Genomic DNA, 24437 nt, shown 5'->3' with positions numbered 1-24437 from the left:
CTGCCGGGTCAGCCCCCGTGTCCACATGCCGTCATCTGACGGACAGCCCGGCGGGTCACACCCGCCGGGCTGTCGTCCGTCCGGCAGCATCGGTACTCAACGGTACGTCCAGTGCGACTCCACGTCGCCTCCCTCCCCTCACCTTCAGCCGATGCGCGTATTGCACCGGAATCCCATCGGCGGTATTCCGGGGAAAGGCGGGATCTCGCGCCGCCTCGAGGAGGCAAGAGTCATGCCAGCCGTACCGCAGGACGGTGACGTGGCCTGCGCGGCGGGGTCGTTCCTCGAACGGCTCCCACACGCCGCGCGCCGGGAACTGCTCGCCTTGGGCGTCACCCGGACCGTGTCGGCCGGCCGACGGCTGTTGACCGAGCGGGCACGGGACACGCACGTCGAGGTGATCAGACAGGGATTCGTCAAGGTCACCACCGCTGCGGACGGCACCGAGCGCCTGCTGGCGATCCGTCTCCCGGGAGACCTCGTCGGAGAGTTCGCGGCGATCACCGGCCAGGGACGCTCGGCCACCGTGACAGCCTGCGGCGACGTGGTGTCCACCGCCATCCGCCAGGTGGACTTCCTCGACTTCATCAGCCGGCATTCCGCCATCGCGGCGCAGGTGGCGGCGACCGTGGGTGAACGGCTGCGGTGGGCCAACGAGCGACGAGCGGACTTCGCCGCCCATCCGGTGCGCGTCCGGCTGGCCCGTATGCTCGCGGAGATCGCGGTGAACTGCGGCCGGCGCGAGGGCGACGAACTCGTCATCGAGGTCGAGCTGAGCCACACGGAACTGGCGACGTTGATCGGGGCCGCGACGGACACGACCCAGCGTGCCCTACGGACGCTGCGCGCGGACCACCTCATCCGCACCGGCTACCGCCGGATCGTGGTGCTCGACCTGGCGGGCCTGCAGGCGGTCACGACCGTCGAGGACGACTGATCCGCGCCTCTTTCCGCGGACGCTCGACGGCCCCTCCCCCGTGACGGGCCCCGGTCGACCCGTGGGTCGACCGGGGCCCCTCGGATCGGTCAGGCGAGGTCGAACCGGTCGAGTTCCATGACCTTGGTCCAGGCCGCGACGAAGTCGTTCACGAACTTCTCGCGCGCGTCGAAGCTGGCGTAGACCTCGGCGAGGGCCCTCAGCTGCGAGTTGGAGCCGAAGATGAGGTCGACGGCGGTGGCCGTCCACTTCACCTCGTCGGTGGCGAGGTCGCGGATCTCGTAGACGTGCTCGTCGGACTCCGACGCCTTCCACCGCGTGCCCGGGGCGAGCAGGTTGGTGAAGAAGTCGTTGGTGAGCACGCCGGGCCGGTCGGTGAGCACGCCGTGCGTCGTGCCGCCGACGGTGGCCCCGAGGGCGCGCATGCCGCCGACGAGGACGGTCATCTCGGGCGCGGTCAGGTTGAGCATGTAGGCGCGGTCGACGAGCAGCACCTCCGGCTGGGTCTTCTCACCCGGGCGCAGGTAGTTGCGGAACCCGTCGGCGCGTGGCTCGAGGACCCGGAAGGACTCGACGTCGGTCTGCTCCTGGCTGGCGTCGGTGCGGCCGGGGTGGAACGGCACGGTCACCTCGACGCCGGCGTCGCGCGCCGCCTTCTCGACGGCGGCCGAGCCGGCCAGCACGATGAGGTCCGCGAGCGAGATCTTGGCGCCGCCGGCGGCGTTGAACTCCCGCTGGATGCCTTCGAGGGTCGCGAGGACCGTGGCGAGCTGCTCGGGCTGGTTGACCTCCCAGCTGCGCTGCGGTTCGAGACGGATCCGGGCGCCGTTGGCGCCGCCGCGCTTGTCGGTTGCGCGGAAGCTGGCGGCGGAGGCCCAGGCGGTCGTGACCAGCTGAGCGGTCGTGAGGCCCGACTCCAGGACCTTCGCCTTGAGCGCGGCGATGTCCGCGTCACCCACGAGCTCGTGGTCGACGGCCGGCACCGGGTCCTGCCACAGCTGGGGCTCCGGGACCCACGGCCCGAGGAACCGGCTGACCGGACCCATGTCACGGTGCAGCAGCTTGTACCAGGCCTTGGCGAACGCCAGCGCGAACTCGTCGGGGTTCTCGAGGAAGCGACGCGAGATCTTCTCGTACGTCGGGTCGACGCGCAGCGCCAGGTCGGTCGTGAGCATCGTCGGCTTGTGCTTCTTCGACGGGTCGTACGGGTCCGGGATGATCGCCTCGGCGTCCTTGGCGACCCACTGCTTCGCGCCGCCCGGGCTCGTGGTGAGTTCCCACTCGTAGCCAAAGAGGATCTCGAAGAAGCGGTTGCTCCACTGCGTCGGGCGGTCGGTCCACGTCACCTCGAGACCGCTGGTGATCGTGTCCGGGCCCTTGCCGGTGCCGTAGCTGCTGAGCCAGCCCAGACCCTGCGCCTCCAGCGGGGCGGCCTCGGGCTCGGGGCCCACGTGGTCGTCGGCGACGGCGGCACCGTGCGTCTTGCCGAACGTGTGGCCGCCGGCGATGAGGGCGACGGTCTCCTCGTCGTTCATCGCCATCCGGGCGAAGGTCTCGCGGATGAAGTGCGCGGCCGCCGCCGGGTCCGCGTTGCCGCGCGGGCCCTCCGGGTTGACGTAGATCAGGCCCATCTCGGTGGCGCCGACACCGGCCACCATCTCCTTCTCCGAGACGTAGCGCTCGTCGCCGAGCCAGGTGTCCTCCGGGCCCCAGAAGATCTCCTCGGGCTCCCAGATGTCCTCCCGGCCGAAGCCGAAGCCGAACGTCTTGAAGCCCATCGACTCCATGGCGACGTTGCCGGCGAGCACGAGCAGGTCGGCCCACGAGATCTTCTGGCCGTACTTCTGCTTGACCGGCCACAGCAGCCGGCGGGCCTTGTCGAGGTTGGCGTTGTCCGGCCAGCTGTTGAGGGGGGCGAACCGCTGGGCGCCGTCGCCCGCTCCGCCGCGGCCGTCGTGGATGCGGTACGTGCCGGCGGCGTGCCAGCTCATGCGGATCATCAGGCCGCCGTAGTGGCCGAAGTCGGCCGGCCACCAGTCCTGCGAGGTCGTGAGGACCTCGACGATGTCCCGCTTGAGGGCCTCGACGTCGAGCTTGGCGAACTCCTTGGCGTAGCTGAAGCCCTCACCGAGCGGGTTCGCCTTCGGCGAGTTGGCGTGCAGCACCGACAGGTCGAGCTGATTGGGCCACCAGTCCCGGTTGGTGCGGGGACGACCTCCCGTCTTCGGGGTCGGCGAGTCGATCGCCGGGTTCTCGCTCTCGCTGCCGTGGGCGGTCACCGAGTCGTGCGCGACCGGGCAGCCGGCGGCCGCCTTCTTGTCGACGCCCTGCGCGCTCACGGGGGCGTTGTCCTGGGTGTCGCTCATCTTCTTCCTTCCGAACTGGCGGATCACTGGGAGGTGCGTTCGGTCGCGCAGTCGGGACAGGTGCCCCAGTAGACGACCTCCGCCTCCTCGATCACGTAACCGTGGTCGTCGGAGGCGGTCAGACAGGGAGCGTGACCGACAGCACAGTCGACGTCGGCGATCGCACCGCAGGAACGGCACACCACGTGGTGGTGGTTGTCCCCCACCCGCGCCTCGTACCGGGCGGTCGCGCGGGCGGGCTGGATGCGGCGTACCAGGCCGGCGTCGACGAGCGCACGCAGCACGTCGTAGACCGCCTGGTGGGAGACGGTCGGAAGATCGGCCCGCACGAGCGCGATCACCGCCTCGGTGTCGACGTGCGGATGGTCGTGCAGCGCCGCCAGCACCGCCAACCGAGGCCGGGTCACGCGCAACGACGCCGCCCGCAGCTGGGTCACGAAGTCGGACGGCATACGGCAAACCTAGACCACTCTTCTGGAATGAATCGAGTTTTCGCGGGGTGTCGCGCGGCGGACGTCGACCGGGGCCCGGTCTCCCCCGACCGGTACGCGAACGCGGAGCCGGCCCGGACCAACCGCGGGTCCGGACCGGCTCGACGCGTCCTGCGGGGCGGGACCTCCGACACCCGAGTCCTGGTCAGTCGTCGTTCTCCAGGACCTCGCGCAGCTTGCGGGCGAACGCCTCGGGCTGGCCGGGGTAGCCGAACTCGTCGCCGAGGAAGCCGCCGTGGTTGCTCGGGAACACCGTCGCCCGCTGGCCGAGCAGCTCGGCGGTGGCCACCGCGGTACGCGCCGTGAAGGTGCCCGCGGACTCCTCGCCCACGGCGATCACGACGCGGGTGGGCGCCGCGGCCAGCGCTTCGACGTCGGGGCGGTAGCTGCTGACCGCCCAGGACCGGTCGGAGAGCAGCGGGTCGTCCCGGCGACCGTCGTCCTCGGTCGGCATCCCGAACGCCGCGGGATCGGGGGCGCCCTGCGCGAAGTACGCCTCGGTGAACTCGCCCTGCCAGGAGGTCATCGCGATGAAGGCGGCCATGCCGGCGTTCGACCCCTTCGCCTCGTACACGGCCCGGACGCCGTCGCGGGCCCGCTCGGCCGCCACGGCGTCCGGCAGCACCGGGATGATCGGAGGCTCGTGCGCCACCAGGACGGTCACGTCGTCGGGGTGTGCCGCCACGAGCGCGAGCGCCGTCACCGCGCCCCCGCTGCTCGCGAACATCTCCACCGGGCCGGCACCGAGCGCCTCGATCACGGCGTGCACGTCACCGGCCTGGACCGTGGGGTCGTGGTCGACCCGGCCGTCCTTGCGCCGGCTGCGGCCGAGGCCCCGAGGGTCGTACGTCACCACGGTGCGGTCGGGGAAGTACGACGCCAACGTGGCGAAGCCGGTGGCGTCCATGGGCTGGCCGATCATGAACAGCGGCGGGCGTCCGTCGGCCGTCGGCAGCGGGCCGCGAACGTCGTACACAATGTCGGCCTCGGCCGTCTCAAGAACGTGGGTAGTCGTCATGCCGGTACTGACTTCTCCGTCGCCGGAAACTCATCGGTCCGCGCGGTGGACGATCGGTGGCGCCGTGCGGCCGCACCCGGCCGACGCGGGCGACGCCGGGCCGCCGGCTCCTCCGACCCGATCCGTGCTGGTCGTGCGACCCGCCGGCGGCGGAGCCCGACGGCGCCCACGTGTCGGCCGCACCGGCCCGGGGTACAGGTCGAGGCAGGGCTATATTGCCTGGTGGCGGTAGGAGAATGACGTGACGGAGGACAGCGGACACACCCGGGCCGGATGGGCCGTCCGCCGCTACGTCGTCACGGTCCGTCAGCCCGGCGACACGGCGCGGCCCGTGAGCCGCCACTTCACGTCCCGTGCCGCGAACCGCCGCGCCGACTGGCTGCGCCGCCAGTCCGACTACGCCGACTGCGACGTGCGCGTCCGGCGCCTCGGGGACGGGAAGGGCTGAGGCCCCGGCTCCGTCAGGCCTCGTCGTGCGGTGCGGCGGCGGCGCGTACGCCGAACATCGCCCGCCCCACGCGGAGGCCGCCGCGCGCGGCACCCGGCGCGCCGGTGCTCGACCTCGGCGCCGGAACCTGCAGGACGGCGACGGCGGACAGCACGAGAGCCGCGCCGGCGAGCTGAACGGCGCTCAGGGACTCACCGAGGACGAGCGCGGCGAGCGCCGTGGTGACCACGGGTTCGAAGGTCGACAGGATGGCGGCGGTGGACGGGCCGGTCCGCCGCAGACCCGCGAAGAAGGTGAGCATCGCCAACACCGTGGAGACGACGGCGATGCAGGCCAGCCAGAACCATCCCGGCAGCCCGACGTCGAGGTCGACGCCACCGGTGACGGCGGCGCGTACGCCGAGGGTGCCGGCGGCCCCGGTCATCACCAGCGTGGACAGCACCACGGGCGGCAGCCGGTGCACGACGGTGTCGGCGACGAGGATGTAGCTCGTGTAGACCACCGCGGCGCCGAACGCCAGCAGGGCCCCGAGCGGATGGAAGCCCATGCCGCCCGCGCCGAGGAGGACCAGGACCATTCCGCTCGACGCGGCCAGCAGCGCGACGAGGCGTCCCGGTGTCAGCCGGTCCCGGCCGAGCAGGACCGCCGCCACGGTCACGAGGACGGGGTAGGTGTAGAGGATCAGGGACAGCAGCGAGGCGTCCATCAGTTCGAGGGCCGAGAAGAACAGGCTCGCCTGCGCGGCGTACCCGACCGCGCCCAGGCCGAGCGCGGTGACCAGCACCCGGCCGCCGGCCGCGGCCGGCGGATCCTCGTCGGCACCGCCGCGTCGCAGACCGGGCCGCAGGAGCAGGAGTACGCCCAGCACCGCGGCCGCGAGGCCGAAACGCACCAGGAGCAGCGCCCCGGGCGAGACGCCCGCCTCGTAGGCGAGCTTTCCGAAGACCGCCATGGCGCCGAAACACGCCGCCGACAGGAGACACAGTGCGGGACCCACGCCGTCGAGCATCGGCCACCCGACCCATCAGGTCCAGTGATGATTCGTGGAGTCGATTCGTTAGCATTCCCGAATGGTTGCGCTGGACCTCCGCCGCCTCCGGTTCCTTCGCGAGTTCGAGGAGCGCGGCACCCTGGGCGCGGTGGCCGCGGCGCTCGGCTACAGCCCGTCGGCGATCTCCCAGCAGCTCACCCTGCTGGAGAGGGAGGTCGGGACGCGGTTGTTCGAGAAGGCCGGGCGCGGCGTGCGGCTGACGGACGCCGGGCACCTCCTGGCCCGGCACGCGCGGGTGCTGCTGTCGGCGGCCGAGGCGGCGGCGGCGGACCTGGCCGCCCTCGACGACGACGTGCGGGGCACCGTGCGGGCCGGCGGCCTGCAGTCGGCGGCCCGCCGCCTGTTGGTGCCGGCACTCGCCCACACGACGGCCGCCCATCCCCGGGTACGGGTGGAGATCTTCGAGATCGAACTGGAACAGGCGCTGCCGAACCTCCGCCTGGGCGCGATCGACCTGCTGATCGCCGACGAGTACGACGGGCACCCCCGGCCGCGACCGGCAGGGCTGCGTTTCGCGGTCCTGCACGAGGAGCCGCTGAAGGTGGCGTTACCGGCGGCGCACCCGATGGCCGCGTCGGGTGGACCGGTGTCGATGGCCACGCTGCGGTCGGACGTCTGGACCGCGTCGGCCGAGGGGACCGGCCACCACGCCATGGTCGTCGGAACCTGCCGGTCCCTCGGCGGGTACGAGCCCGACCTGCGGCACCGGTGCAGCGACGCGGACGTCCAACTCGAACTCGTCCGCCGCGCGCAGGCCGTCGCCCTGCTGCCGGCACTGACCCTGCCGCCCGACGATCCCGCTCTCGCCGTCCGTGACGTCGCCGAGGCGGACCTCCGGCGGCGTCTCGTCGTGGTCACCCGCGACACCCCGCCGGGCCCCGCACTGACCGCCTTCCTGGCCGCCGTGACGGCTCAGGCGCGCACACTGACCTGAGCCGGGCTGGTGGACGCGGCCTCCCGGAGACCAGCGATCCCGAAGAACGATCTTCACCGGTGTACGAGTATGTGCTCCAGAGCCGGCGGGTCGTTGGAGGTGAGACGTGCGGCCTGAGCTGCTGCGGCGCGAGGGCAGACAGGCGTACGAGCGGCTCCGCAACTACCTGGTCATCGCGGTCCAGGCGGGTGTCGCCGCTGGTCTGTCCTGGTTCATCGCGAACGACGTGCTGCAGCACTCGCAGGCGCTGTTCGCGCCCGCGGCCTCGATCGGCACGATCGCGGCGGCCCATGGCAACCGGATCCGACGAGCGGTGGAGCTCATCGCCGGCGTGGTCGTGGGGGTGCTGACCGGGCAGCTGATCATCGAGGTCATCGGGACAGGGCCCGTCCAGACCGGCCTCATCGTGGCGTTCGCCATCTCCTCGGCCGCCGTGATCCGCGGCAACGGCGCCGTCATGGTGCACGCCGGCAGCACCGCCGTGCTGCTGGGAACGCTTACCGCCGAACAGCCGCACCTGGCCGCCGCGCGGACCGTCAACGGGTTGATCGGTGTGCTGGTGGCCGTCGCCGTGGCGCTGCTGGTGCTGCCGGCAAATCCGGTGCGGGTCGTTCATCGCGCCGCCGGCCCCACGCTCGACCTGTTCGCCCGCAATCTCACCGCTGTCGCCCAGGCCCTAAAGCAGCGGGACCTTCAACAGGCGGAGAATGCCTGGCAGCGCCTGGTCGCGGCAGAGGAGGAGCGGAACCAGACGGTGGAGATGGTCGCCGCGGCCGCCGAGATCGTGAAGCTGTCACCGTGGCGGCGGCGGCAGGTGACGGTGATGCGCAGGTACGAGCACGCCTCGGAGCACCTCCAGCACGCCTACTCCAACAGCCGCGAGGTGGCGCACTGGATAGCGTCGACCGTGCGCCAGCGGGAGCCGTTCCCACCCAGCCTCCCGGCGTCGATCGAGCACCTCGGGCAGGCGGTGAGGCTGCTGCACCGTGACTACCTCGCCGGCCGGGAACCCGACCTCGCCCGTGCGCGGGCGTGCCAGGCCGTCGAGGACGTCGACCGGGCCTGCGCCGAGGAACTCGAGTTCTGTGGACGGGTCCTCGCGTCGCGGCTCCGCCTCGCCATCAGCGACGTCCTCCAGGCCACCGGAGTGCCCAAGGCGGAGGCGAACCATACGGTCGGGCTGTCGTCCGGGGCGACCTGACGGTGGCCGTGTAGACGCAGGTGGAGGCGCATCGACGGCGGCCGGCCGCCACCTGCCCCGTCGCCGCGTGTCAACAGCCTTCCGACATCGCTCGATGGGCGAAGTGGCACGACTACTTCGGCCTCGACGGCGAAACCACCCTCTGAACCGGCGGTCCGGACGACGCCCCCGTCCTCGACGTCGGCGCGTCAGGCGTCGCGCCGGTGGAAGGTCAGAGCGGCGAGCGCCAGCACGGCGGCCGTCCAGGCGACCGTGGCGGCGGCGCCGCGAGGCGGATCGAGGGCGGCGGTGTCCGGTAGGTAGGCGGCGATGCCGCCGGGCCGGGCCCGCAGCAGGGGGCCGGCGATGAAGTACAGGCCGAGCAGCAGGATCGCGGCGGGCACGGCGCGACGGACGACGCCGGCGACCGCCGCCGCCAGCAGCGTGGTGAGTGTCAGGTACGCGGTGGCGGCCGGTGTCCACGTGGCGCCGCCGGCCGGCAGCGTGCTGGTGGCCGCCGTCACGGCGGCCACCGGAAGCGTCACGGCACCCAGCGTCAGGGCCTTCACCACGTGTAGTGGCAGGCGGCGGGGCATCGCCAGCAGGGTGGTGTGGATCTGTCCGCCCTCCTCGTACTCGGACGCGGCCGCCAGCACGCCGAGCACCAGGAAGCCGGCCTGGGTGTAGCCGAGTGGGGCCAGGGCTGCGTCATCGAGCGGCGCGTCGCGGTCGGCGTACGCGTACGCGTACGCCAGCAGCAGGGTGGCGGCCCAGGTCAGCAGCGCGGTCAGGCGCAGCGACGGCAGCGTCAACAGTTTGCGCAGCTCGGCACGGGCGACGTTCATGCGTCCCGCCGCTGGAACAGGACGGCGCCGATCGCGAGCAGCACGGCGACCCACGCCGTCATCACGAGCCCGGCGGTCAAGGGTGCGATCTCGACGGGGAAGTCCGCGTCGCGGATGAACATCTGCGCGCCGACGATGTCTGGCAGGTAGGAGGCGAGGTCGGTGATCTTGGTCAGCAGGTAGGACACCGACACGACGGTGCTGTTGATGACCAGCAGCGTCAGCGGCACGATGCCGTTGCGGGTGATCAGCGTGATCGCGTACGCCAGCAGCGCGGTCAGCGTCCAGTAGAGGATCGCGCCGGCGACCCGGGCCGGGGCGGGCACCGGCACGTGGTCGCCGTGCAGCACCTGGGTGAGCCCCAGCGTGGCGGTTGCGGCCACCGCCGCCTGCGCGGCGACCACCAGCACGAGCGCCGCGGTCTTCGCCACGAGCAGACGTAACCGGTCCGGCACCGCCGTGAGCGTCGCGGTGAGCTGGCGGGCGCCGGGGGCGTGCTGACTGGTGGACGTGTACTCGCTGCTCACCGCGATCACGCCGAGGACCATGGGACCGATCAGTCCCACACCCAGGTCGCGCAGACCCAGGTCGGAGGTGTCGGTGAGGGTGCCGGCGGCGATCGCGCGGCGGGTGTACGGCGCGTTCAGCAGGACGATCGCCGGTGCCGTCAGCGTGCCGAGCACCAGGCCCACCCAGGCGGTGGGCAGGCCGAGCAGCTTGCGGAGTTCGGCGCGGACCCGGCTCACCACGGGCGGACCGCCTCGGTGGCGGTGAGTGCGAAGAAGGCGTCCTCGAGCGTCCGGTGGTCACCGGTGACCTCGGCGAGGCTGCCGCGCGCCACGATCCGACCCTTGTCGATCACGATGACGTCGTCGGCGATCTCGGCCAGCTCGCTCATCAGGTGGCTGGAGAGCAGGACGGTGCGACCCTGCACCGCGCTGTTCCGGAGGAACTCGCGCATCCAGCGGATCCCGACCGGGTCGAGGCCGTTGACGGGCTCGTCCAGGACCAGCACCTCGGGGTCGCCGAGCAGCGCGGTGGCGAGCCCGAGCCGGCGGCTCATGCCGAGGGAGAAACGGCCGGCACGCTTGCGTGCGTCGCCGGTCAGGCCCACGATCTCCAGGACCTCGTCGGCGCGGGAGTCCGGCAGCCCGTTGCTGGCGGCAACCCAACGCAGGTGGGCGCGGGCCGTGCGGGCCCGGTGCGCGCCGCTGCCATCGAGCAACGCGCCGATCGTCGTGAGTGGGCGGTCCAGTTTCCGGTACGGGCGCCCGCAGATCAGCGCGGCGCCGCTCTCCGGGCGGTCCAGGCCGAGCAGGATGCGCAGAGTCGACGTCTTGCCGGCTCCGTTCGGCCCGAGGAAGCCGGTGACGCGGCCGGGCCGGGCCTCGAAGGTGACGTCGTGCAGGATCCGCGTCCTGCTCCTGGTCTTGCTGACGCGATCGACCGTGATCATGATCCGAGTCAACCGGTTGTCCGGCCCGCACGCATCGGACCGTTCTCGGATCCCGACGGCCGGGTCGGTCCGTGGACCGTCAGACCCTGGTCTGAGACCTACAGTCGTGGTGGTGAACACCCATCCGCGCCCGTCCGGGCGGTCCCGGGTCGTGCCGGTGGTCGCCGTGGTGATCAGCGTGCTGGTGATGGCCATGTGCACGGCCGGTACGCCCCAGGGCCCGCTCGCGCTCGTGCTGCCGCCGCTGATGGTCGGCATCGCAGTGGCGGCCGCGGTGTGGGCGGTGCGGCGGTCACGCGCCGACCGGGCCGCCTACGAGTCGCGGCTGACCGCCTGGGCCGCGTCCGAGGCGGTGCTCGCCGAGCGGCTGCGGATCGCCCGCGACCTGCACGACATCGTCTCGCACGGCCTGGGTCTGATCACGGTCCGCGCGGCGGCCACCCGGCATCTACCCAAGCCCGCCGAGGTCGCGGCGGCGCTCACCGACATCGAGGACGCGAGCCGGCACGCGACGACGGAGCTGCGCCGCATGCTCACGGTCCTGCGTGAGCCGTCGACCGCCAGCCGCCGTACGCCCGTCGACAGCCTCGACGACCTGCCCGGCATCGTGCACGGCGCGTCGCTCGCCGGGCTCCGGACGCGGCTGGCGGTCGAGCCGCTCGGTGAGGTGTCGCAGGGCGTCCAGGTCGCCGTCTGCAAGATCGTGCGGGAGGCGCTCAGCAACGCGGCGCGGTACGCGGGACCGACGGAGGTGGAGGTGCGGGTGCGCCGGGACGGACCGTTCGTGGTGGTCACGGTGGCGGACTCCGGCCCGGTCGACGGGTGGCGGGCGTCGCCGGGCGCCGGACACGGTCTGACCGGATTGCGGGAGCGGGTCGCCAGCCTCGGCGGCACGTTGTCCGCGGAGCACGTCGACGGCGGCTTCCGCCTCACCGCGCGGATCCGGGACGAGGCGACATGAGCGGCATCCGCGTGTTGTTGGCCGACGACCAGGCGCTGCTGCGGCAGAGCCTCGCCATGATCATCGACAACGAGCCGGACCTGGCCGTCGTGGGCGAGGCCGGCGACGGCGGGCACGCCGTCGCGCGCGCCCGCACGAGCCGCCCCGACGTCATCCTGATGGACGTCCGGATGCCGCACGTCGACGGCATCGAGGCCACCCGCCGCATCTGCGCCGACCCGGCGCTGTCCACCGCCCGCGTACTGGTGCTGAGCATGTTCGAACTCGACGAGTACGTCTACGACGCGCTGCACGCGGGAGCGTCCGGTTTCCTGCTCAAGGACGCCCGCCCCGAAGAGCTGATCGACGCGATCCGCCGCACCCACCGGGGTGAGTCCCTGTTCGCGCCGTCGATCCTCACGCGGCTCGTCGCGCACTACGTCGCCGCGCCCCGCCCGGACCGGCCCACGCCGGCGCTGCGGCGCCTGACCGTCCGCGAGGTCGAGGTGCTCACCCTGATCGGCGGCGGCATGTCGAACGACGAGATCGCCACCGCGCTGACGATCTCCGTGAAGACGGTGAAGACGCACATCACGCACCTGATGGCGAAGCTGGCCGCGCGGGATCGGGCGCAGCTCGTGATCGCGGCGTTCGACGCGGGGCTGGTGCGGCCGCGCCCCTGATCCGACGCGAGCTGGTCGCCGCGCCTACCCGAGGAGCTTCAGGAAGCGCGCGGACCGGGCGCAGACGTCCTCGTATCCCAGCCGCCGGTAGAGGCGGTGGGCGTCGCCTCGCTGACGGCTGCTCGTCACCTCCATCCGACGGCAGCCGAGCTCGGCCGCCCGGCTCTCGGCAGCCTCGACCAGGCGCCGCCCGATGCCCTTGCCGCGGTGCTCCTCGTCGACGACCAGCACGACGAGACGCGCCCACCGGCCCGTCAGTTCGAGGAGCGGAGCCACGTGCAGGGCCGCGACCCCGGCCAGCTCGCCGCCGACGTCGGCGCCGATGAGGACGCCGGCCGCGTCGTCGCCCCAGTAGCGCAGCCGGGCCGCCGCCTCCGGTTCCTCGGTCGGATAGCCGAGCTGGGTCAGCAGCACGGCGAGGCGAGCGGCGTCTTCCCGGCGTACCGGCCTGAGGTCACCATCCATCGACCCACTCTGCCAGCGCCGGCGTCACCGTGGCATGGACGCGTACTCCGCCTTCAGGTACGAGCGGTAGGTGATCACGGCGGGGATCGTCACGTTCAGCTTGCCCGCCGTGGTGGTCAGCATCTCCTCGTATCCCAGTAGCGTACCGGTGCGCGGATCGACGATCACCGTGTACTGGGCGGGCAGACCGTGTGCGTCGCTCGTGATGGAGAAGGCCTCACCGGCGCGTCCGGCGCGATCGGTGACGGTGCCGGCGGCGGTGATGCCGGGGAGATCGGCGAGAAGCGTGAGCACCGCGGCGCGCTGAGCCGGGTTCAGTAGCCGTATGCCCGCAAGCTGGGCGACGTCCTCCAGGTACTGCACCGGCGCCGGCGGCGCCGACGTGCCTGCTCTCAGCCAGTCGCGCAACACGCCGGCGTCCGTCGGCACCTCGCCGCGGAAGCCGCGGTAGAACTCGCCGGCCGCGTAGTCGCGCACCTCCCGCGACGAGTCGACGCGGCCACCCCACTTCTGCCACTGCCTGCGGTCGACGTCGGACCGGAATATCGGGGGTAGATCCTTCCTGACCATGCGGCCGGCGTCGTCGTCGCTCCGCCAGGACTCCCACTGCTGCGGCACCACCGCCGACGCCGTCCGCCCACCGGAGATGGAGGAATTCAGGAACCAGTTCGCCGACTCCAGATGCTCGACCGTCCCGGCCGGCCGCGGCGGCATCGGCTGCGCCGCTGCCACGGCGGCCAGACGCCGAAGCCGGACGCTGGCCGGTTCCGCGCTCGCCGGCGGACCGTAGTCCAGGAGTGCGGGGGTTGCCGCGTACGCCGGCTGCGGCTGACGGTCGATCCCGATCGCTACCGCGCCACCGGCAACCGCCACGACCCCCGCAGCGGCTGCGGCCAGCACGAATCGGCGTCGTGGGGTTGCTCGGCCAGCGGCGCCCGCGGTGCGGTCGACGGAGAGGATGCGAGCGAGATCCCGCTCGTGACGAGCGTCCTCGGCTGGCCCTGTGTTCCGGGTCGGGTCCAGGCCGCCCAACAGCTGGCGCACTTCGTCGATGGCCTTCATGTCATCCGTTCCGGTTCGACATCGAGGGCGTCGCAGGTCGCCCCGCCGCGTCGCTCGCCATGCCGAGATGCCTGCGCAGCCGACGGCGGGCCCGCATCAGCCGCATCGCGAACGTCGCCCGCGACTGGCCCAGGACTGCCGCCGCCTCGACCGGCGTCAGCCACTCCCAGGCCACCAATCGCAGGATCTCCCGGTCGCCCGGGGACAACCGGTTGAACGCGACCGCGGCGTCACGCTGGCTGACCACCGCGTCCGCGTGGTCCATCACGATCACGTGGCCCGCCTCCGCCGCAACGCGCACCGTCAACTCCTGCCACCGCCGACGGCCCCGAGCCTCGTTGGCCAGCACCAGACGCGCCACCCCGTACAGCCAGGGCAACGGCGAACCCGCCGGGACATCGGCCAGACGTCGCCACGCGACGAGGAACACCTCGGCAACCACGTCACCGACATCGGACGCGACGATCCGCCGAGCAACGTACCGCCACACCTCGGCGTGATGACGCTCGTACAGCTCGGTGAACTGCTCCTTCGCCGCGTCCATGACACCTCCTACCTGCTTATGTCCGGCACCAGGCGAAACGTCACACTCCGAACCCCACCCGGCCGCTGCCACGGCCTCGATCAGGAAGCCGAAGCGCCTTCGGGCGTGCCGACCCGACCGTGGCGCCGTACGACCGTGGCGCAGTGCGCGTCGCAGCCCGCGCCCGCACGCTCACCCGAGCGAGTCGTCGCGCTGCGGATCTGTCCGGGACCGTGTGCCGCGCAAGCCGGCACGGATGCCCGGTGGACCTGCGGTGGACCGTCAGAGCACGCTCCGCGCGATCCGGGTGATGGCAGCCACGCTGCGGTCCACGTCCGCCTCGGTGGTCAGGTGGTTGGAGACCGAGATCCGCATGAGTCGCCGGCCGCGCCAGCTCGTCGCCCCCAACCAGCAGGTGCCGTCGCGCTGCACGGCCGCGACGATCTCGTCGGTCCGCGTGTCGTCGCCGAAGCCGACCAGCACCTGGTTCAGCACCACGTCGTTGACGACCTCGAAGCCCGCCGCGCGCATCCCGTCGGCGAACCGTTCCGCGAGCGCGCAGCAGCGCTCGACGAGACCGGCGACGCCGTCACGTCCCAGTTCACGCAGCGCCGCCCAGACGGCGAACCCGCGCGAGCGGCGCGACGACTCGGCGGTGTAGTCGGCACCTCCCACCGTCGCGCCGGCGCCGGTGAGGTAGGGGGCGGAGTAGGACATGGCCGCGGCGTGCGCGTCCGGCCGCGAGGTGATCGCGAAGGCCGAGTCGTACGGCACGTTCAGCCACTTGTGGGCGTCGCAGGCCCACGAGTCCGCCAGCTCGATCCCGGCGACCAGGTGTCGCTTCGCCGGCGAGGCCGCCGCCCACAGCCCGAAGGCACCGTCCACGTGGACCCATCCCCCGTGCCGGTGGGTCAGCCGGATCGCCGCGCGCAGATCGTCGCACGCCCCCGTGTTCACGTTGCCGGCCTGGAGACACACGATGGACGGCCGGCCGCCGCCCGACGCCAGCACGCGCTCCAGGTCCGCGACGTCGATCGCGCCGTTGCGGTCGGTGCGCACCGTCGTGACGGCGTCGGTCCCGATCCCGATCAGGCGCACGGAGCGGTCGATGGTGGCGTGCCGCTCCTCCCCCACCACCACCCGGATCTCCGGCGCGCCGCCGAGGCCACGACGCTCGACGTCCCAGCCCGCCTGAGCCAGGACGTGGTGGCGCGCGGTCACCAGACCGACGGTGTTGGCGGCCTGGGCGCCGGTGACGAATCCCACCGAGGCAGACGCCGGGAGGGTCAACAACTCCTTGAGCCACGCACCCGCCGCCTCCTCCGCGGCGATCCCGGCGGGCGCCAGCGCGGCGTTGAACGCGTTCTGGTCCCACCCCACGGCGAGCATGTCCGCAGCCATCGCGGCCGGCAGCGTCCCGCCCACGACGAACCCGAAGAACCGTGGCCCCGGCGAGCCCATCAGGCCCGGCTCCGCGGCCGCGACGAGCGCGGCGAGAACCTCGTCGGGCGGCGTCGGATCCGACGGCAACGGCCCGCCGAACGCCTTCCGGAGCGTGTCGAGGTCCGCCTGCGGTCGCACCGGACGGCCCGGCAGCGACGCGTGGAACGCCGCCGCGTGCTCGGCCGCCCGCACGAGGAGGGCCCGCAGGTCGGACCGGTCTCGGTGGGACTCGTCGGAGCGTTGGTTCATCGCCACTTCCCGCGTTGTCGACCGGCGCCGCACTCGTCGCGTCACCGCGGACGAGCGGTCCCAACCTACCCGCACCGGCCGCCGGCGAGCCGCTCCGGACTCTCAGCTGGTGAGGCCGACGAGGACCACCCCGAGCCCGAGGGGCACGTCGAGCGCCATGCATGCCTCGGCGAGGGATCGGGGTACGACTCGGGCGCGGACGAAGTGCACGGCGTCCCACACAGCGTGGGCGGCGAGGGTCAGTCCGGCGAGGACGAGGCCAGGTCGCGGGTCCAACGCCAGCGCGCCGAAGGCGAGGCCGCCGTAGGCCGCGAACGCGACGGTCTGGGCGATCACGGGCCGCCGCGGGGCGCCGACGACCACGGCGACGACGACGAGCGCGAGCGCGACGGCTCCCAGCGCGGCCCAGCGACCGATCCCGGCCAGTTCGCCGGCCGTGACGACGACGCTGCCGCCGAGTACGCCGGCCCATGCGACCCAGGGACGGTTCAGTGCGGCCGCGCCGAGGTAGCAGAGCACGGCCACGCCGACCGAGGTGGCCGCCGTGTCCCGGTCGGCGGCGGCGAGCAGCGCGGCGGACGCCGCGACGAGCCCGACGACGGTCGGCCAGCGGTGCAGCGCCTGGTGGGTCGAACGTCGAGCGGCGTACGGAGAGCCAGGGTGAAGGGCGTCGGTCATGCCGGTGACCCTGCCGAAGCGGAAGCGGACGGTCGAGACGCGGGCACCGCGCCGTCCGGAATCCTTGGCGGTGCGGCACGGGGACGGTGGTCAGTGGGCGGTGACCGGCGGCGTCGACGTTGCGCGGAACCGCGACGGCGGCACACCGTACTGCTGCACGAATGCCTGGCGTAGCGTCTCCACGGAGGAGAACCCGCACCTGCGGGCGATCGTGGCGAACGGCTGCCCGGTGTCCGCGAGGAGGCGGGCGGCGGCGTCGAGCCGGGTCCGGCGGACGAACTGACCGGGTGGCATGCCCAGGTGCTCGACGAAGAGGCGGTGCAACTGCCGCTCGCTGACGCCGGCGCTACGGGCCAGGGTCGCGGTGTCCAGCCTCGCGGACAGGTTCGCGTTGACGTGTGCGACGACCTCCCGGACGAGCGCGTGGTCCGGGTCGGGGGCGGTGAACACGCTCATCTGCGCCTGGGTGCCGGGCCGCTGCAGGTGGGTGACCAGCGCCCGCGCGACGGTGCGGGCCAACTGCGGCCCGTGGTCCTCGGCGACGAGGGCGAGCGTGAGGTCGAGGGCGCTCGTGACACCGGCCGAGGTGGCGATGCCGCCGTCGCGGATGAAGATCGGTCCGGGGTCGACCTCGACGCCCGGGTACCGCTCGCGGAGCGTGCTGGCGTAGCGCCAGTGGGTCGTCACCCGCCGCCCGTCGAGCAGCCCCGCGGCGGCCAGCACGGTGGCTCCGGTGCATACCGACACCGTCCTGCGGGCCAGCGCGGCGAGCCGCCGTACGTGTGCCACGACCGTCTCCTCGGCCGCCGCGTCCTCGTGGCCCTCGCCGCCGGAGATGACCAGCGTGTCGATCGGTCCGGTCGTGCGTTGCAGCGACCCGCCGCTCTCGAGGCGGAGGCCCGAGTCGCACCGGACCGCCCGGCCGGCCGGTGACACCAGTTCCACCCGGTACAGCGGGCGGCCGGCGATCCGGCCGGCGAGGTCGAGTGTCGAGGTGACGCAGGCGATGTCGAGCAACTCGGAGCCGTCGTAGCCGACGACCACGACCCGTCGTGCACCATCGGACGCAGCAGCCATCGCGGGCATACATACATCCTGCCCGATCCACCGTCACCGTGTACCCTGCCGGTCCCGACGCTTCGGGCGTGCCGGGCCGGCCAGCGCGTCGCTCCCGCCCTGGGCCGCACGTGGCCGTCGATCGCTCCGGGCGGGTCGGGTCGCTCCGCCGGTGGCTCGCGGCACACTACGATCGATGCCGTCGTCCCGCGTCGAGCCGTGCAGGAGCAGCAGATGACCACCGACGCCACGCTCGTCCGCATCGGCCAGGGCGTGGCGTTGCACCACCATCAGGGTCAGCGCGAGGCGGCTCGGGACCTGTTCGCGCAGATCTGGGACGAGATCGGCGGGGAGCGCGGCGATCCCTTGCACGTGTGCGTCCTCGCGCACTCGATGGCCGACGTGCAGGACGACGTCCACCAGGAGTTGGTCTGGGACCAGCGGGCGCTCGCGGCCGCCGACCTGCTCAGCGACGCCCGGGTCGCCGAGGCCGGTGTGACGCTGCCGGTGGCCGGCCTGTATCCGTCGTTGCACCTCAACCTGGCTGACTGCTACCGCAAGCTCGGCGATCTCGGCCGTGCCCGCGAGCACCTCGCGTGCGCGCAGGCGGGGATCGGCGCCCTGGGCGACGACGAGTACGGGCAGCTGATCAAGGACGGCCTGGAGCGGCTGGCGCAGCAGCTGAGGTCCACGTAGGCGCGAGACCACCCGAGCAGCGAGGGTCCTCGGCCGCTGCTGTCCCCGCCCGTCGCTCGCGTCCAGCCCCGAAGCCGTCAGCCGTTGCTGTCAGCAACCGCCTTCATCAGACCGCCCGCGTACCTGCGCGTCTCGAACCGGCCGTTCGACGCGCCCGAGCATCGGTTGGGTTCCGCGCTCGCGGCCACCCAGACGCGTCCCTCCGCGTAGTCCAGACCCAGCAGGTAGGGGACCAGGGGACCCCCCATCTCGGTGCAGGACGCAGGGCCCGGATGGTCCGCCAGCGACGGCAGCGCGGCGAGTTCGCGGGCCAGGTCGTCCCGCCCGGTCGTCACGGCCACCGCCGCGGCCAGAGGCACGCTGCTGGCAGTCGAGGCGGTTCCTACCGGGACGGACCGGTACTGGCAGAGGACGGCGCTGCGTGGCGCCTCCGTCGGCACGAGGTGCTGGTCCGCACCTGACGCGGTCGGTTGGGCCGGCACCACCGGGACGATGCCACTCCGCGGAGCGGCCGACACGGTCAACGGCACGGTCGCCGGGCACTCCGCGGTCCCGCCGGCGGTGGCGTCCCTCGCGGTGGCGTTGGTCGTGGCCGCACTGGTCGTCGCGGCGCACCCGCCAGCAGCCAGAGCAAGAGCGACGGCGCCCACGACACCGATGGGGCCCGCGGACCACCGAGCGGCAGAGCGTACTCCCGACGGCGACCGCCTCGTGAATGGACTCCCCCGTGATGGCATCTTTCGATCGTAGGCCGCGTTGGTGCTCGGCGTCACCACCGACGGCTGCGTCCGCGCGACGAGGCGTGCCACTGGCAGCGCCGGCGGATGTCCCGGCGGTCGGTGATCGCGCGCCCACGAGCGGGGCAGTTCCTCCGGTGGGGACGGACAAAAAGGCCCCCGACCTGCCTGATCGGCCGCCCGGGGGCTTCTCCGTGCGCGCCCGAGGGGGCCCGAACCCTCGTCGCGATCGTTCGTCAGGTTCGTACCGGCGGCGTCAGCACAGCAGTTCGAGCCAGTAGGCGCGGTCGTTCATGTAGCTCGGCATGTTGCCGAACCCGTACCCGGCGGTGACGGGTGTCAGGGTGAACCACTCGTCCTCGAACCTGATCTTGGCGCCGCCGGTCTGGTTGTTGTACCAGGACGAGGCGCCACCGCGCTGACCGATGGGGAACCCGTATTCCGGGAGCCGGTAGGTCTGGCATCGGTAGAAGGCGTAACCGTAGCCGCCGCGGTTGGCGTCGGCGTGGATGCACGCCCGTCCGGTCTGGCACCAACTGCCAGCAGTGTCGGCGTCCGTGACGGTGAGGACGACGCCGTCGTCGGGCCACGCGACCTGGTTCGCGGAGAGCCGGGTCGCGTCCGGGTGGGCGGCCAGGATCGCGCCGATCCGGTCCTCGGCGACGGCATTCGGCGGTGACGCCGTGGCCGGTGCCGCCGAGGCGGGTATCAGTACGAAGGTGGTGATCACGATGGACAGGGCGAGCGTGAACATGCCCCTGCCTCGCCGGCGGGGTGTCGCTCCAGCGGTGTTCACGGTGACTCCTTTCGGATTCGGATGGTGGTCGACAGCCGTGCGCCCAGGGCGGCCGCGAGATCGGTGGGCGGAGTCCGCTGCCGGGTGCCGGCCGCAGGCCGGTGAGCGCTCGGCTGGGCTCAGCCGTGCAGGGTGGGCCGGTAGACCAGTTCCTGGATGGAGCCGTCGAGCGTCCGGCTCTCGATCAGTTCGAGGTCGAAGTCCGCCGCGCCCTTGAAGATCGGGTCCACGCCGGTCCGACCCGTGACGACCGGGAAGATCGTCACCTGGAGTCGGTCGACGAGCCCGGCGGCCATCAGCGCCCGGTTCATCGACAGGCTGCCGTGCGAACGTAACGGCACGTCGGACTCCTCCTTGAGCCGCGCGACGACGTCGACGGCGTCACCGCGTGCGACGGTCGCGTCCGGCCAGTCGAGCGGTCCTTCCAGCGTGGTGGACACCACCGTTGCCGGCAGGCTCGTCATCCGGGTGACCCATGGGTCGCGCATCTCGGACTCGTCGGTGCTCGATGCCAGCATCCGCGCGAACGCCCGGAACGTGGTGGCCCCGAAGACCATCCGTTGCTTCTCGCCGTACCGGGCGAGTCGGTGTGCGAGCAGTTCGGGACCTTGCTTGCCCCAGTAGCCGGTCCAGTCGCCGGTGGCGGCGCCGAAGCCGTCGAGGCTGGAGAATACGTCGAAGGTGTAGGTGGCGGTCATGAATGCCCTTCTCGGGTGCGGTGGCGTGGGGACGCGCCCCTCCGGGTCCGGCCAGGGGCAGCGACCCGATGGGAGTTCACGCCCTCGCGGTGGCCGCGTGGCGAGCAGGTGACGAGGCGGACGCGACAGCCCGGCAGAAATCCTGGACCTTCTGGCACACGAACGACTCCCGGCCGGCGTGCGACCACCAGGCGTCGGGCTCGCCTAGGGTCGGTCTCGCGGATCGTGGCCGACGGCCGCCAGCAGGTGCGCGACCAGGGGGCTCCGGTCGTTCCTGACCCAGGCGACGGCGACTCGCGTACGGGCGGTGCCGGGCTCGACCCTGCGGAACGCGACGCCCCTGAGGCGGATGCGTCGGATGCTCGCCGGGGCCAGCGAGACCCCCAGACCGGCACCCGCGAGCGCGCACACCGTCTGCCACTCCACGGCGTGCTGGGCGATCCGCGGTGGGAAGCCTGCCGCGGCGCACAGGCCGGTGATCTGGTCGTACAGCTGCGGGCCGGCCGCACGGGGCAGCAGCACGAACGGCGAGTCCGCCAACTCCGCGAGCGGCACGACCCGTTGGGCGGCCAGTGGGTGGGCGGCCGGGAGCACGGCCACGAAGGGCTCGCTGAGCACCGTCCGGAATTCGAGCTCCGCGTCGACGGCGGGGGGTTCGCGCAGCAGGCCGACGTCGATGGTCTTGTCGCGCAGGGCGGTGAGCTGCGGCGCACTGGTCATCTCGCGGATGTCCAGGTGCACGCCGGGGAACCGCTGCCGGAAGGTGCGCAGCAGGTCGGGCAGGACGGTCAGGGCGAGGGAGGCCGCGAAACCGATCCGCAGCCGGCCGGCCTGGCCGCTGCCGACGGCCCGGGCCGCGGCCAGACCGTCCGCGAGGTCGGTGAGGGCCCGCCGCGCGGCGGGCAGCAGTTCGCGACCGGCCGGGGTGAGCGTGACCCGCCCTGGTTCGCGGCGGAACAGCGCGTGGCCGACCTTGTCCTCCAGGCGGCGGATCTGCTGGCTCAACGGCGGCTGGGCGATGCCCAGCCGGGCGGCCGCGCGGCCGAAGTGGAGTTCCTCGGCGAGCACGACGAACGCGTGCAGCTGTGCGAGGGGAATGTCGGGCCGCGCCATACGCCTAGAGATATCACCTCACGCCCGAGGCGGTATTGGACGTATATGCGCTGGCCACCTAGTGTTCGCCCGTGACAGAGCGACGTGCGATCCTCAGCGGCTCGACCTTCGAGGAGCAGATCGGCTACGCCCGCGCCGTGGTGGACGGCGACTGGGTGCACGTGTCGGGGACGACCGGGTTCGACTACACCACCATGACGATCTCGGACGACGTGGTGGAGCAGGCCGAGCAGTGCCTACGCAACATCGAGGCGGCGCTCGCCGAGGCGGGGTGCACCCTCGCCGACGTGGTGCGGGTGCGCTACCTGCTGCCCGACCGGGAGGACTTCGAGCCCTGCTGGCCGGTCCTGCGCCGCGCCTTCGGCGACGTCCGGCCGGCCGCCACGATGCTCGTGTGCGGTCTCGCCGACCCTCGGATGAGGATCGAGATAGAGGCGTACGCGCGGCGGGCCGCCGTATAAACAGACGACCCGCCACGCCCGCCACGGCATCGCCGCCGCCGGTCAGTCGCGACGCCGGATGGCGGTCGGCCAGCAGCGCGTGGTCACGCCGATCGTGTTCCAGGTGTTGATCGCGATGACGAGGGTGAGGAGCGCCGCGGCGCCCTCCTCCCCGTAGGCCGCGACGACGGCGTCGACGGTGGACGCGGGCACCTTCGTGCGGGCGAGCAGGGTGACGTCCTCGGCGAAGTGGAGGGCGGCGCGCTCGGCGGCGGTGAAGAGGTTGGAGTCGGACCAGATGGCGACGGCGTCGACGCGTTGGGGCGCGACGCCGGCCCGGCGGGCGGCGCGGGCGTGCATGTCGACGCAGTAGGCGCAGCCGTTGAGCTGGGAGGCGCGCAGCCGCACCAGCTCGCGCAGGGCCGGGTCGATGCCGACCCGGTCCAGTTCGGCCGTGGCGGCCTCGTCCAGGTCGTTCACGGCGCGGGCGAAGGCGGGCACGAGTGCGTCGAAGTCGAGACGCGTGGGGATCGGGACGTACTCAGTCGCTGTCATGCCGAGAACGCTAGAGCTCGATCGCACCGGCTCCCTGGGGCAATCCGCCGGCTGAGCGCTGGGTCAATCCGCTCGCCGCCGGACACTCGCCCGGATGCTCTCCACGAGAAGCTCGATCGCCGTCTCGTACTGTCCCGGCGTCGGGCCGCCGTACCCGATCACCAGGGCGGGCCCGTGGGGTTCCCGCCCCGGGCCGAAGCGGAAGGAGCCCAGGCCCTCCAACCGCAGCCCGCGCGCGGTGGCTTCCTGCTCGACCACCTCCTCGGCAGCCCCGGCGGGCAGGGTGAGCAGGCACTGGAGGCCGGCCGCGAGACCGGTCACCTCGCAACCGGGAAGCCGGTCCGCGACGACCTCTTCCAGGCGTAGGCGACGCGACCGGTAGGTGGCGCGCAGCCGCCGGACGGTGCGGTCGTAGTCGTGGGCCTCGACGAACCTGGCGAGCGCCAGTTGGTGCAGCGCCGCCGGCTGCCCGCCGGAGAGCGCCCGCTGCTCCAGCACGTCGGGCAGCAGCCACGTGGGCAGGACCCCCCACGCCAGGCCGACGGCCGGCGCCACGGCCTTGCTGGCGGTGCCGAGGTACGCGACCCGTTCGGGCGCGAGGGACTGGAGCGCGCCGATGGCCCTCCGGTCGTAGCGGAACTCGCCGTCGTAGTCGTCCTCGATGACGAGGGCGTCGGACCGCTCCGCCCAGCCGACGAGCCAGCGGCGCCGGCCGGCGGCCAGGGGGACGCCGACGGGGAACTGGTGGGCCGGCGTGAGGAGCACCGCCGACACGTCCAGCTTCTCCAGGAGCTGGACGTCGGCGCCGTCCTCGTCGACCGCCACCGGAACGGGCGTGATCCCGGTCGAGGCGATCAGCCTTCGGTGGTGGTCGTGGCCGTACTCCTCGACGGCGATCCGGGTCGCGCCGCGCTGGCGCAGGGCTCGGCACAGGAGCACGAGCAGCTCCCCGAATCCCTGGCCGACCACGACGCGTTCACGTTCGACGGCGACGCCGCGGGTGCGGGCCAGGTACGACGTCAGCGCGCCGCGCAGCCGCGTCGTGCCGGCGGGGTCGGGATAGCCGAGTTCGGCGGTGGTGGCGTCCAGGGTCGCCTGGCGCGCCGCGGACGCCCACTCCCGGCGGGCGAACCCGGCGGTGTCCGGTATCCCGCCCCGCAGGTCGATCCAGCGGCGCCGGACCGTGCGCTGGCGCAGACCCGCCTGGACGTACGACGGCGTCCGGACGGAGACCCACGTTCCCGCGCCGACCCGCGATTCCAGCCAGCCCTCGGCGGCGAGCTGCGCGTACACGTCGGCCACCGTGTTGCGGCTGATGCCGAGGTCGGCGGCGAGTGTCCGGGCCGCCGGCAACCGGGTGTCCGGGCTGAGCCTGCCGTCGAGGATGGCGGCGCGCAGCGCCGCCTCCAACGAGCGCCCGGGCCGGACGGGTGAGAGGTCGAGGTGCAGGTCCAGGCCGAGGCTCATGACGAGATCGTAGATTGCCCCAGTTGGATGCCACGAGACGGGCGCGGTGACCTGGGCCGATCGGCGGTCGCGGGCGTCGGCCCCCGCCCGACCCGGGTCGGCGTCGGAGC

27 protein-coding genes are annotated in these 24437 nt (G+C 72.7%); 8 read left to right on the top strand and 19 right to left on the bottom strand.

What is annotated here, in order from left to right:
• The first annotated feature begins 232 nt into the window (after positions 1-232).
• Positions 233-937 (top strand): Crp/Fnr family transcriptional regulator, encoded by a 705-nt coding sequence (locus OG994_RS04400; RefSeq protein ID WP_328852270.1) that lies wholly within the window; start codon positions 233-235, stop codon positions 935-937.
• A gap of 89 nt (positions 938-1026) precedes the next feature.
• On the opposite strand, the gene katG is transcribed toward OG994_RS04400, so the two are convergent.
• From katG to OG994_RS04385, 3 genes are all read right to left on the bottom strand, one after another.
• Positions 1027-3303, bottom strand: a complete 2277-nt coding sequence (gene katG / locus OG994_RS04395) for a catalase/peroxidase HPI (protein WP_328852269.1) — start codon at positions 3301-3303, stop codon at positions 1027-1029.
• 23 nt (positions 3304-3326) lie between these two features.
• Positions 3327-3755 (bottom strand): Fur family transcriptional regulator, encoded by a 429-nt coding sequence (locus tag OG994_RS04390; protein WP_120326525.1) that lies wholly within the window; start codon positions 3753-3755, stop codon positions 3327-3329.
• Positions 3756-3939: 184 nt separating this feature from the next.
• On the bottom strand, positions 3940-4812 hold the full coding sequence (locus tag OG994_RS04385) for an alpha/beta fold hydrolase (protein WP_328852268.1): 873 nt from the start codon (positions 4810-4812) through the stop codon (positions 3940-3942).
• A 241-nt stretch (positions 4813-5053) separates the two neighbouring features.
• On the opposite strand from OG994_RS04385, the gene OG994_RS04380 reads away from it, so the two are divergent.
• The gene (locus OG994_RS04380; RefSeq protein WP_120326527.1) at positions 5054-5260 is read left to right on the top strand and encodes a hypothetical protein; all 207 of its coding nucleotides are present in this window, start codon (positions 5054-5056) and stop codon (positions 5258-5260) included.
• A gap of 13 nt (positions 5261-5273) precedes the next feature.
• Here the strand turns inward: OG994_RS04380 and OG994_RS04375 are convergent, their stop codons facing one another.
• Positions 5274-6257 (bottom strand): DMT family transporter, encoded by a 984-nt coding sequence (locus OG994_RS04375; RefSeq protein WP_328852267.1) that lies wholly within the window; start codon positions 6255-6257, stop codon positions 5274-5276.
• 73 nt (positions 6258-6330) lie between these two features.
• On the opposite strand from OG994_RS04375, the gene OG994_RS04370 reads away from it, so the two are divergent.
• Together OG994_RS04370 and OG994_RS04365 are read left to right on the top strand one after the other, a co-directional pair.
• Positions 6331-7245, top strand: coding sequence for a LysR family transcriptional regulator (locus OG994_RS04370; protein WP_328852266.1), 915 nt, complete (start codon positions 6331-6333; stop codon positions 7243-7245).
• Between the two features lie 106 nt (positions 7246-7351).
• Entirely contained in the window at positions 7352-8446 is a 1095-nt protein-coding gene (locus OG994_RS04365; RefSeq protein ID WP_328852265.1) for an FUSC family protein, read from the top strand.
• Between the two features lie 188 nt (positions 8447-8634).
• Here OG994_RS04365 and OG994_RS04360 read toward each other — a convergent pair whose 3' ends face one another.
• The 3 genes from OG994_RS04360 to OG994_RS04350 are packed head-to-tail and all read right to left on the bottom strand — an operon-like array spanning position 8635 to position 10726.
• Positions 8635-9270 (bottom strand): hypothetical protein, encoded by a 636-nt coding sequence (locus OG994_RS04360; RefSeq protein ID WP_328852264.1) that lies wholly within the window; start codon positions 9268-9270, stop codon positions 8635-8637.
• Complete coding sequence (locus tag OG994_RS04355; RefSeq protein WP_328852263.1) at positions 9267-10019, bottom strand: hypothetical protein; 753 nt, start codon at positions 10017-10019, stop codon at positions 9267-9269. The genes OG994_RS04360 and OG994_RS04355 overlap by 4 nt, the downstream gene beginning before the upstream one ends.
• On the bottom strand, positions 10013-10726 hold the full coding sequence (locus tag OG994_RS04350; protein ID WP_328852262.1) for an ABC transporter ATP-binding protein: 714 nt from the start codon (positions 10724-10726) through the stop codon (positions 10013-10015). The genes OG994_RS04355 and OG994_RS04350 overlap by 7 nt, the downstream gene beginning before the upstream one ends.
• 112 nt (positions 10727-10838) lie before the next feature.
• On the opposite strand from OG994_RS04350, the gene OG994_RS04345 reads away from it, so the two are divergent.
• Positions 10839-11687, top strand: coding sequence for a sensor histidine kinase (locus OG994_RS04345; RefSeq protein ID WP_328852261.1), 849 nt, complete (start codon positions 10839-10841; stop codon positions 11685-11687).
• Positions 11684-12349 (top strand): response regulator transcription factor, encoded by a 666-nt coding sequence (locus OG994_RS04340; protein ID WP_328852260.1) that lies wholly within the window; start codon positions 11684-11686, stop codon positions 12347-12349. The genes OG994_RS04345 and OG994_RS04340 overlap by 4 nt, the downstream gene beginning before the upstream one ends.
• Before the next feature lie 24 nt (positions 12350-12373).
• On the opposite strand, the gene OG994_RS04335 is transcribed toward OG994_RS04340, so the two are convergent.
• The 6 genes from OG994_RS04335 to OG994_RS04310 form a co-directional block, all read right to left on the bottom strand.
• The gene (locus tag OG994_RS04335) at positions 12374-12814 is read right to left on the bottom strand and encodes a GNAT family N-acetyltransferase (RefSeq protein ID WP_120326535.1); all 441 of its coding nucleotides are present in this window, start codon (positions 12812-12814) and stop codon (positions 12374-12376) included.
• Between the two features lie 24 nt (positions 12815-12838).
• On the bottom strand, positions 12839-13876 hold the full coding sequence (locus OG994_RS04330) for a CU044_5270 family protein (RefSeq protein ID WP_328852259.1): 1038 nt from the start codon (positions 13874-13876) through the stop codon (positions 12839-12841).
• Between the two features lies 1 nt (position 13877).
• Positions 13878-14420 carry an RNA polymerase sigma factor gene (locus OG994_RS04325; protein WP_120326537.1) on the bottom strand — a complete coding sequence of 181 codons (543 nt, stop codon included), beginning with the start codon at positions 14418-14420 and terminating at the stop codon, positions 13878-13880.
• Between the two features lie 261 nt (positions 14421-14681).
• Positions 14682-16091 carry a pyridoxal phosphate-dependent decarboxylase family protein gene (locus tag OG994_RS04320; protein WP_328852258.1) on the bottom strand — a complete coding sequence of 470 codons (1410 nt, stop codon included), beginning with the start codon at positions 16089-16091 and terminating at the stop codon, positions 14682-14684.
• Positions 16092-16193: 102 nt separating this feature from the next.
• A complete protein-coding gene (locus OG994_RS04315; RefSeq protein WP_120326539.1) occupies positions 16194-16769 on the bottom strand; it encodes a hypothetical protein in 576 nt (191 codons plus the stop codon).
• A 90-nt stretch (positions 16770-16859) separates the two neighbouring features.
• Positions 16860-17846 (bottom strand): GlxA family transcriptional regulator, encoded by a 987-nt coding sequence (locus OG994_RS04310; protein ID WP_328852257.1) that lies wholly within the window; start codon positions 17844-17846, stop codon positions 16860-16862.
• 213 nt (positions 17847-18059) lie between these two features.
• On the opposite strand from OG994_RS04310, the gene OG994_RS04305 reads away from it, so the two are divergent.
• A complete protein-coding gene (locus tag OG994_RS04305; protein WP_328852256.1) occupies positions 18060-18521 on the top strand; it encodes a hypothetical protein in 462 nt (153 codons plus the stop codon).
• A 77-nt stretch (positions 18522-18598) separates the two neighbouring features.
• Here OG994_RS04305 and OG994_RS04300 read toward each other — a convergent pair whose 3' ends face one another.
• The 4 genes from OG994_RS04300 to OG994_RS04285 all read right to left on the bottom strand — a co-directional run bounded on the left by OG994_RS04300 (position 18599) and on the right by OG994_RS04285 (position 21865).
• Positions 18599-18880, bottom strand: a complete 282-nt coding sequence (locus OG994_RS04300) for a hypothetical protein (protein WP_158610060.1) — start codon at positions 18878-18880, stop codon at positions 18599-18601.
• A gap of 634 nt (positions 18881-19514) precedes the next feature.
• Positions 19515-20054, bottom strand: a complete 540-nt coding sequence (locus tag OG994_RS04295) for a hypothetical protein (RefSeq protein ID WP_328852254.1) — start codon at positions 20052-20054, stop codon at positions 19515-19517.
• 119 nt (positions 20055-20173) lie between these two features.
• Positions 20174-20752 (bottom strand): dihydrofolate reductase family protein, encoded by a 579-nt coding sequence (locus tag OG994_RS04290; RefSeq protein ID WP_328852253.1) that lies wholly within the window; start codon positions 20750-20752, stop codon positions 20174-20176.
• Positions 20753-20956: 204 nt separating this feature from the next.
• Entirely contained in the window at positions 20957-21865 is a 909-nt protein-coding gene (locus OG994_RS04285) for a LysR family transcriptional regulator (RefSeq protein WP_328852252.1), read from the bottom strand.
• Between the two features lie 71 nt (positions 21866-21936).
• Between OG994_RS04285 and OG994_RS04280 the strand changes: the two genes are divergently transcribed.
• Positions 21937-22326, top strand: coding sequence for a RidA family protein (locus OG994_RS04280; protein ID WP_120326543.1), 390 nt, complete (start codon positions 21937-21939; stop codon positions 22324-22326).
• 42 nt (positions 22327-22368) lie between these two features.
• On the opposite strand, the gene OG994_RS04275 is transcribed toward OG994_RS04280, so the two are convergent.
• Both OG994_RS04275 and pdxR read right to left on the bottom strand, forming a co-directional pair.
• Entirely contained in the window at positions 22369-22860 is a 492-nt protein-coding gene (locus tag OG994_RS04275; RefSeq protein WP_120326544.1) for a carboxymuconolactone decarboxylase family protein, read from the bottom strand.
• A gap of 63 nt (positions 22861-22923) precedes the next feature.
• Positions 22924-24327 (bottom strand): MocR-like pyridoxine biosynthesis transcription factor PdxR, encoded by a 1404-nt coding sequence (gene pdxR, locus OG994_RS04270; RefSeq protein WP_328852251.1) that lies wholly within the window; start codon positions 24325-24327, stop codon positions 22924-22926.
• Positions 24328-24437: the final 110 nt, after the last annotated feature.

The sequence above is a fragment of the Micromonospora globbae genome (genome assembly GCF_036184225.1).
Taxonomy (GTDB): Bacteria; Actinomycetota; Actinomycetes; order Mycobacteriales; family Micromonosporaceae; genus Micromonospora; species Micromonospora globbae.
The sequence above is the reverse complement of the archived record's forward strand: the minus strand, read 5'-3'. Positions and strand labels throughout refer to the sequence as shown.

Coding starts and splice junctions, on each gene's coding strand:
- OG994_RS04305 (WP_328852256.1), top strand. CDS start 18,060: ATGACCACCGACGCCACGCTCGTCCGCATCGGCCAGGGCGTGGCGTTG.
- katG (WP_328852269.1), bottom strand. CDS start 3,303: ATGAGCGACACCCAGGACAACGCCCCCGTGAGCGCGCAGGGCGTCGAC.
- OG994_RS04350 (WP_328852262.1), bottom strand. CDS start 10,726: ATGATCACGGTCGATCGCGTCAGCAAGACCAGGAGCAGGACGCGGATC.
- OG994_RS04310 (WP_328852257.1), bottom strand. CDS start 17,846: ATGGCTGCTGCGTCCGATGGTGCACGACGGGTCGTGGTCGTCGGCTAC.
- OG994_RS04390 (WP_120326525.1), bottom strand. CDS start 3,755: ATGCCGTCCGACTTCGTGACCCAGCTGCGGGCGGCGTCGTTGCGCGTG.
- OG994_RS04315 (WP_120326539.1), bottom strand. CDS start 16,769: ATGACCGACGCCCTTCACCCTGGCTCTCCGTACGCCGCTCGACGTTCG.
- OG994_RS04360 (WP_328852264.1), bottom strand. CDS start 9,270: ATGAACGTCGCCCGTGCCGAGCTGCGCAAACTGTTGACGCTGCCGTCG.
- OG994_RS04330 (WP_328852259.1), bottom strand. CDS start 13,876: ATGAAGGCCATCGACGAAGTGCGCCAGCTGTTGGGCGGCCTGGACCCG.
- OG994_RS04275 (WP_120326544.1), bottom strand. CDS start 22,860: ATGACAGCGACTGAGTACGTCCCGATCCCCACGCGTCTCGACTTCGAC.
- OG994_RS04335 (WP_120326535.1), bottom strand. CDS start 12,814: ATGGATGGTGACCTCAGGCCGGTACGCCGGGAAGACGCCGCTCGCCTC.
- OG994_RS04320 (WP_328852258.1), bottom strand. CDS start 16,091: ATGAACCAACGCTCCGACGAGTCCCACCGAGACCGGTCCGACCTGCGG.
- OG994_RS04385 (WP_328852268.1), bottom strand. CDS start 4,812: ATGACGACTACCCACGTTCTTGAGACGGCCGAGGCCGACATTGTGTAC.
- pdxR (WP_328852251.1), bottom strand. CDS start 24,327: ATGAGCCTCGGCCTGGACCTGCACCTCGACCTCTCACCCGTCCGGCCC.
- OG994_RS04370 (WP_328852266.1), top strand. CDS start 6,331: ATGGTTGCGCTGGACCTCCGCCGCCTCCGGTTCCTTCGCGAGTTCGAG.
- OG994_RS04400 (WP_328852270.1), top strand. CDS start 233: ATGCCAGCCGTACCGCAGGACGGTGACGTGGCCTGCGCGGCGGGGTCG.
- OG994_RS04325 (WP_120326537.1), bottom strand. CDS start 14,420: ATGGACGCGGCGAAGGAGCAGTTCACCGAGCTGTACGAGCGTCATCAC.
- OG994_RS04340 (WP_328852260.1), top strand. CDS start 11,684: ATGAGCGGCATCCGCGTGTTGTTGGCCGACGACCAGGCGCTGCTGCGG.
- OG994_RS04285 (WP_328852252.1), bottom strand. CDS start 21,865: ATGGCGCGGCCCGACATTCCCCTCGCACAGCTGCACGCGTTCGTCGTG.
- OG994_RS04290 (WP_328852253.1), bottom strand. CDS start 20,752: ATGACCGCCACCTACACCTTCGACGTATTCTCCAGCCTCGACGGCTTC.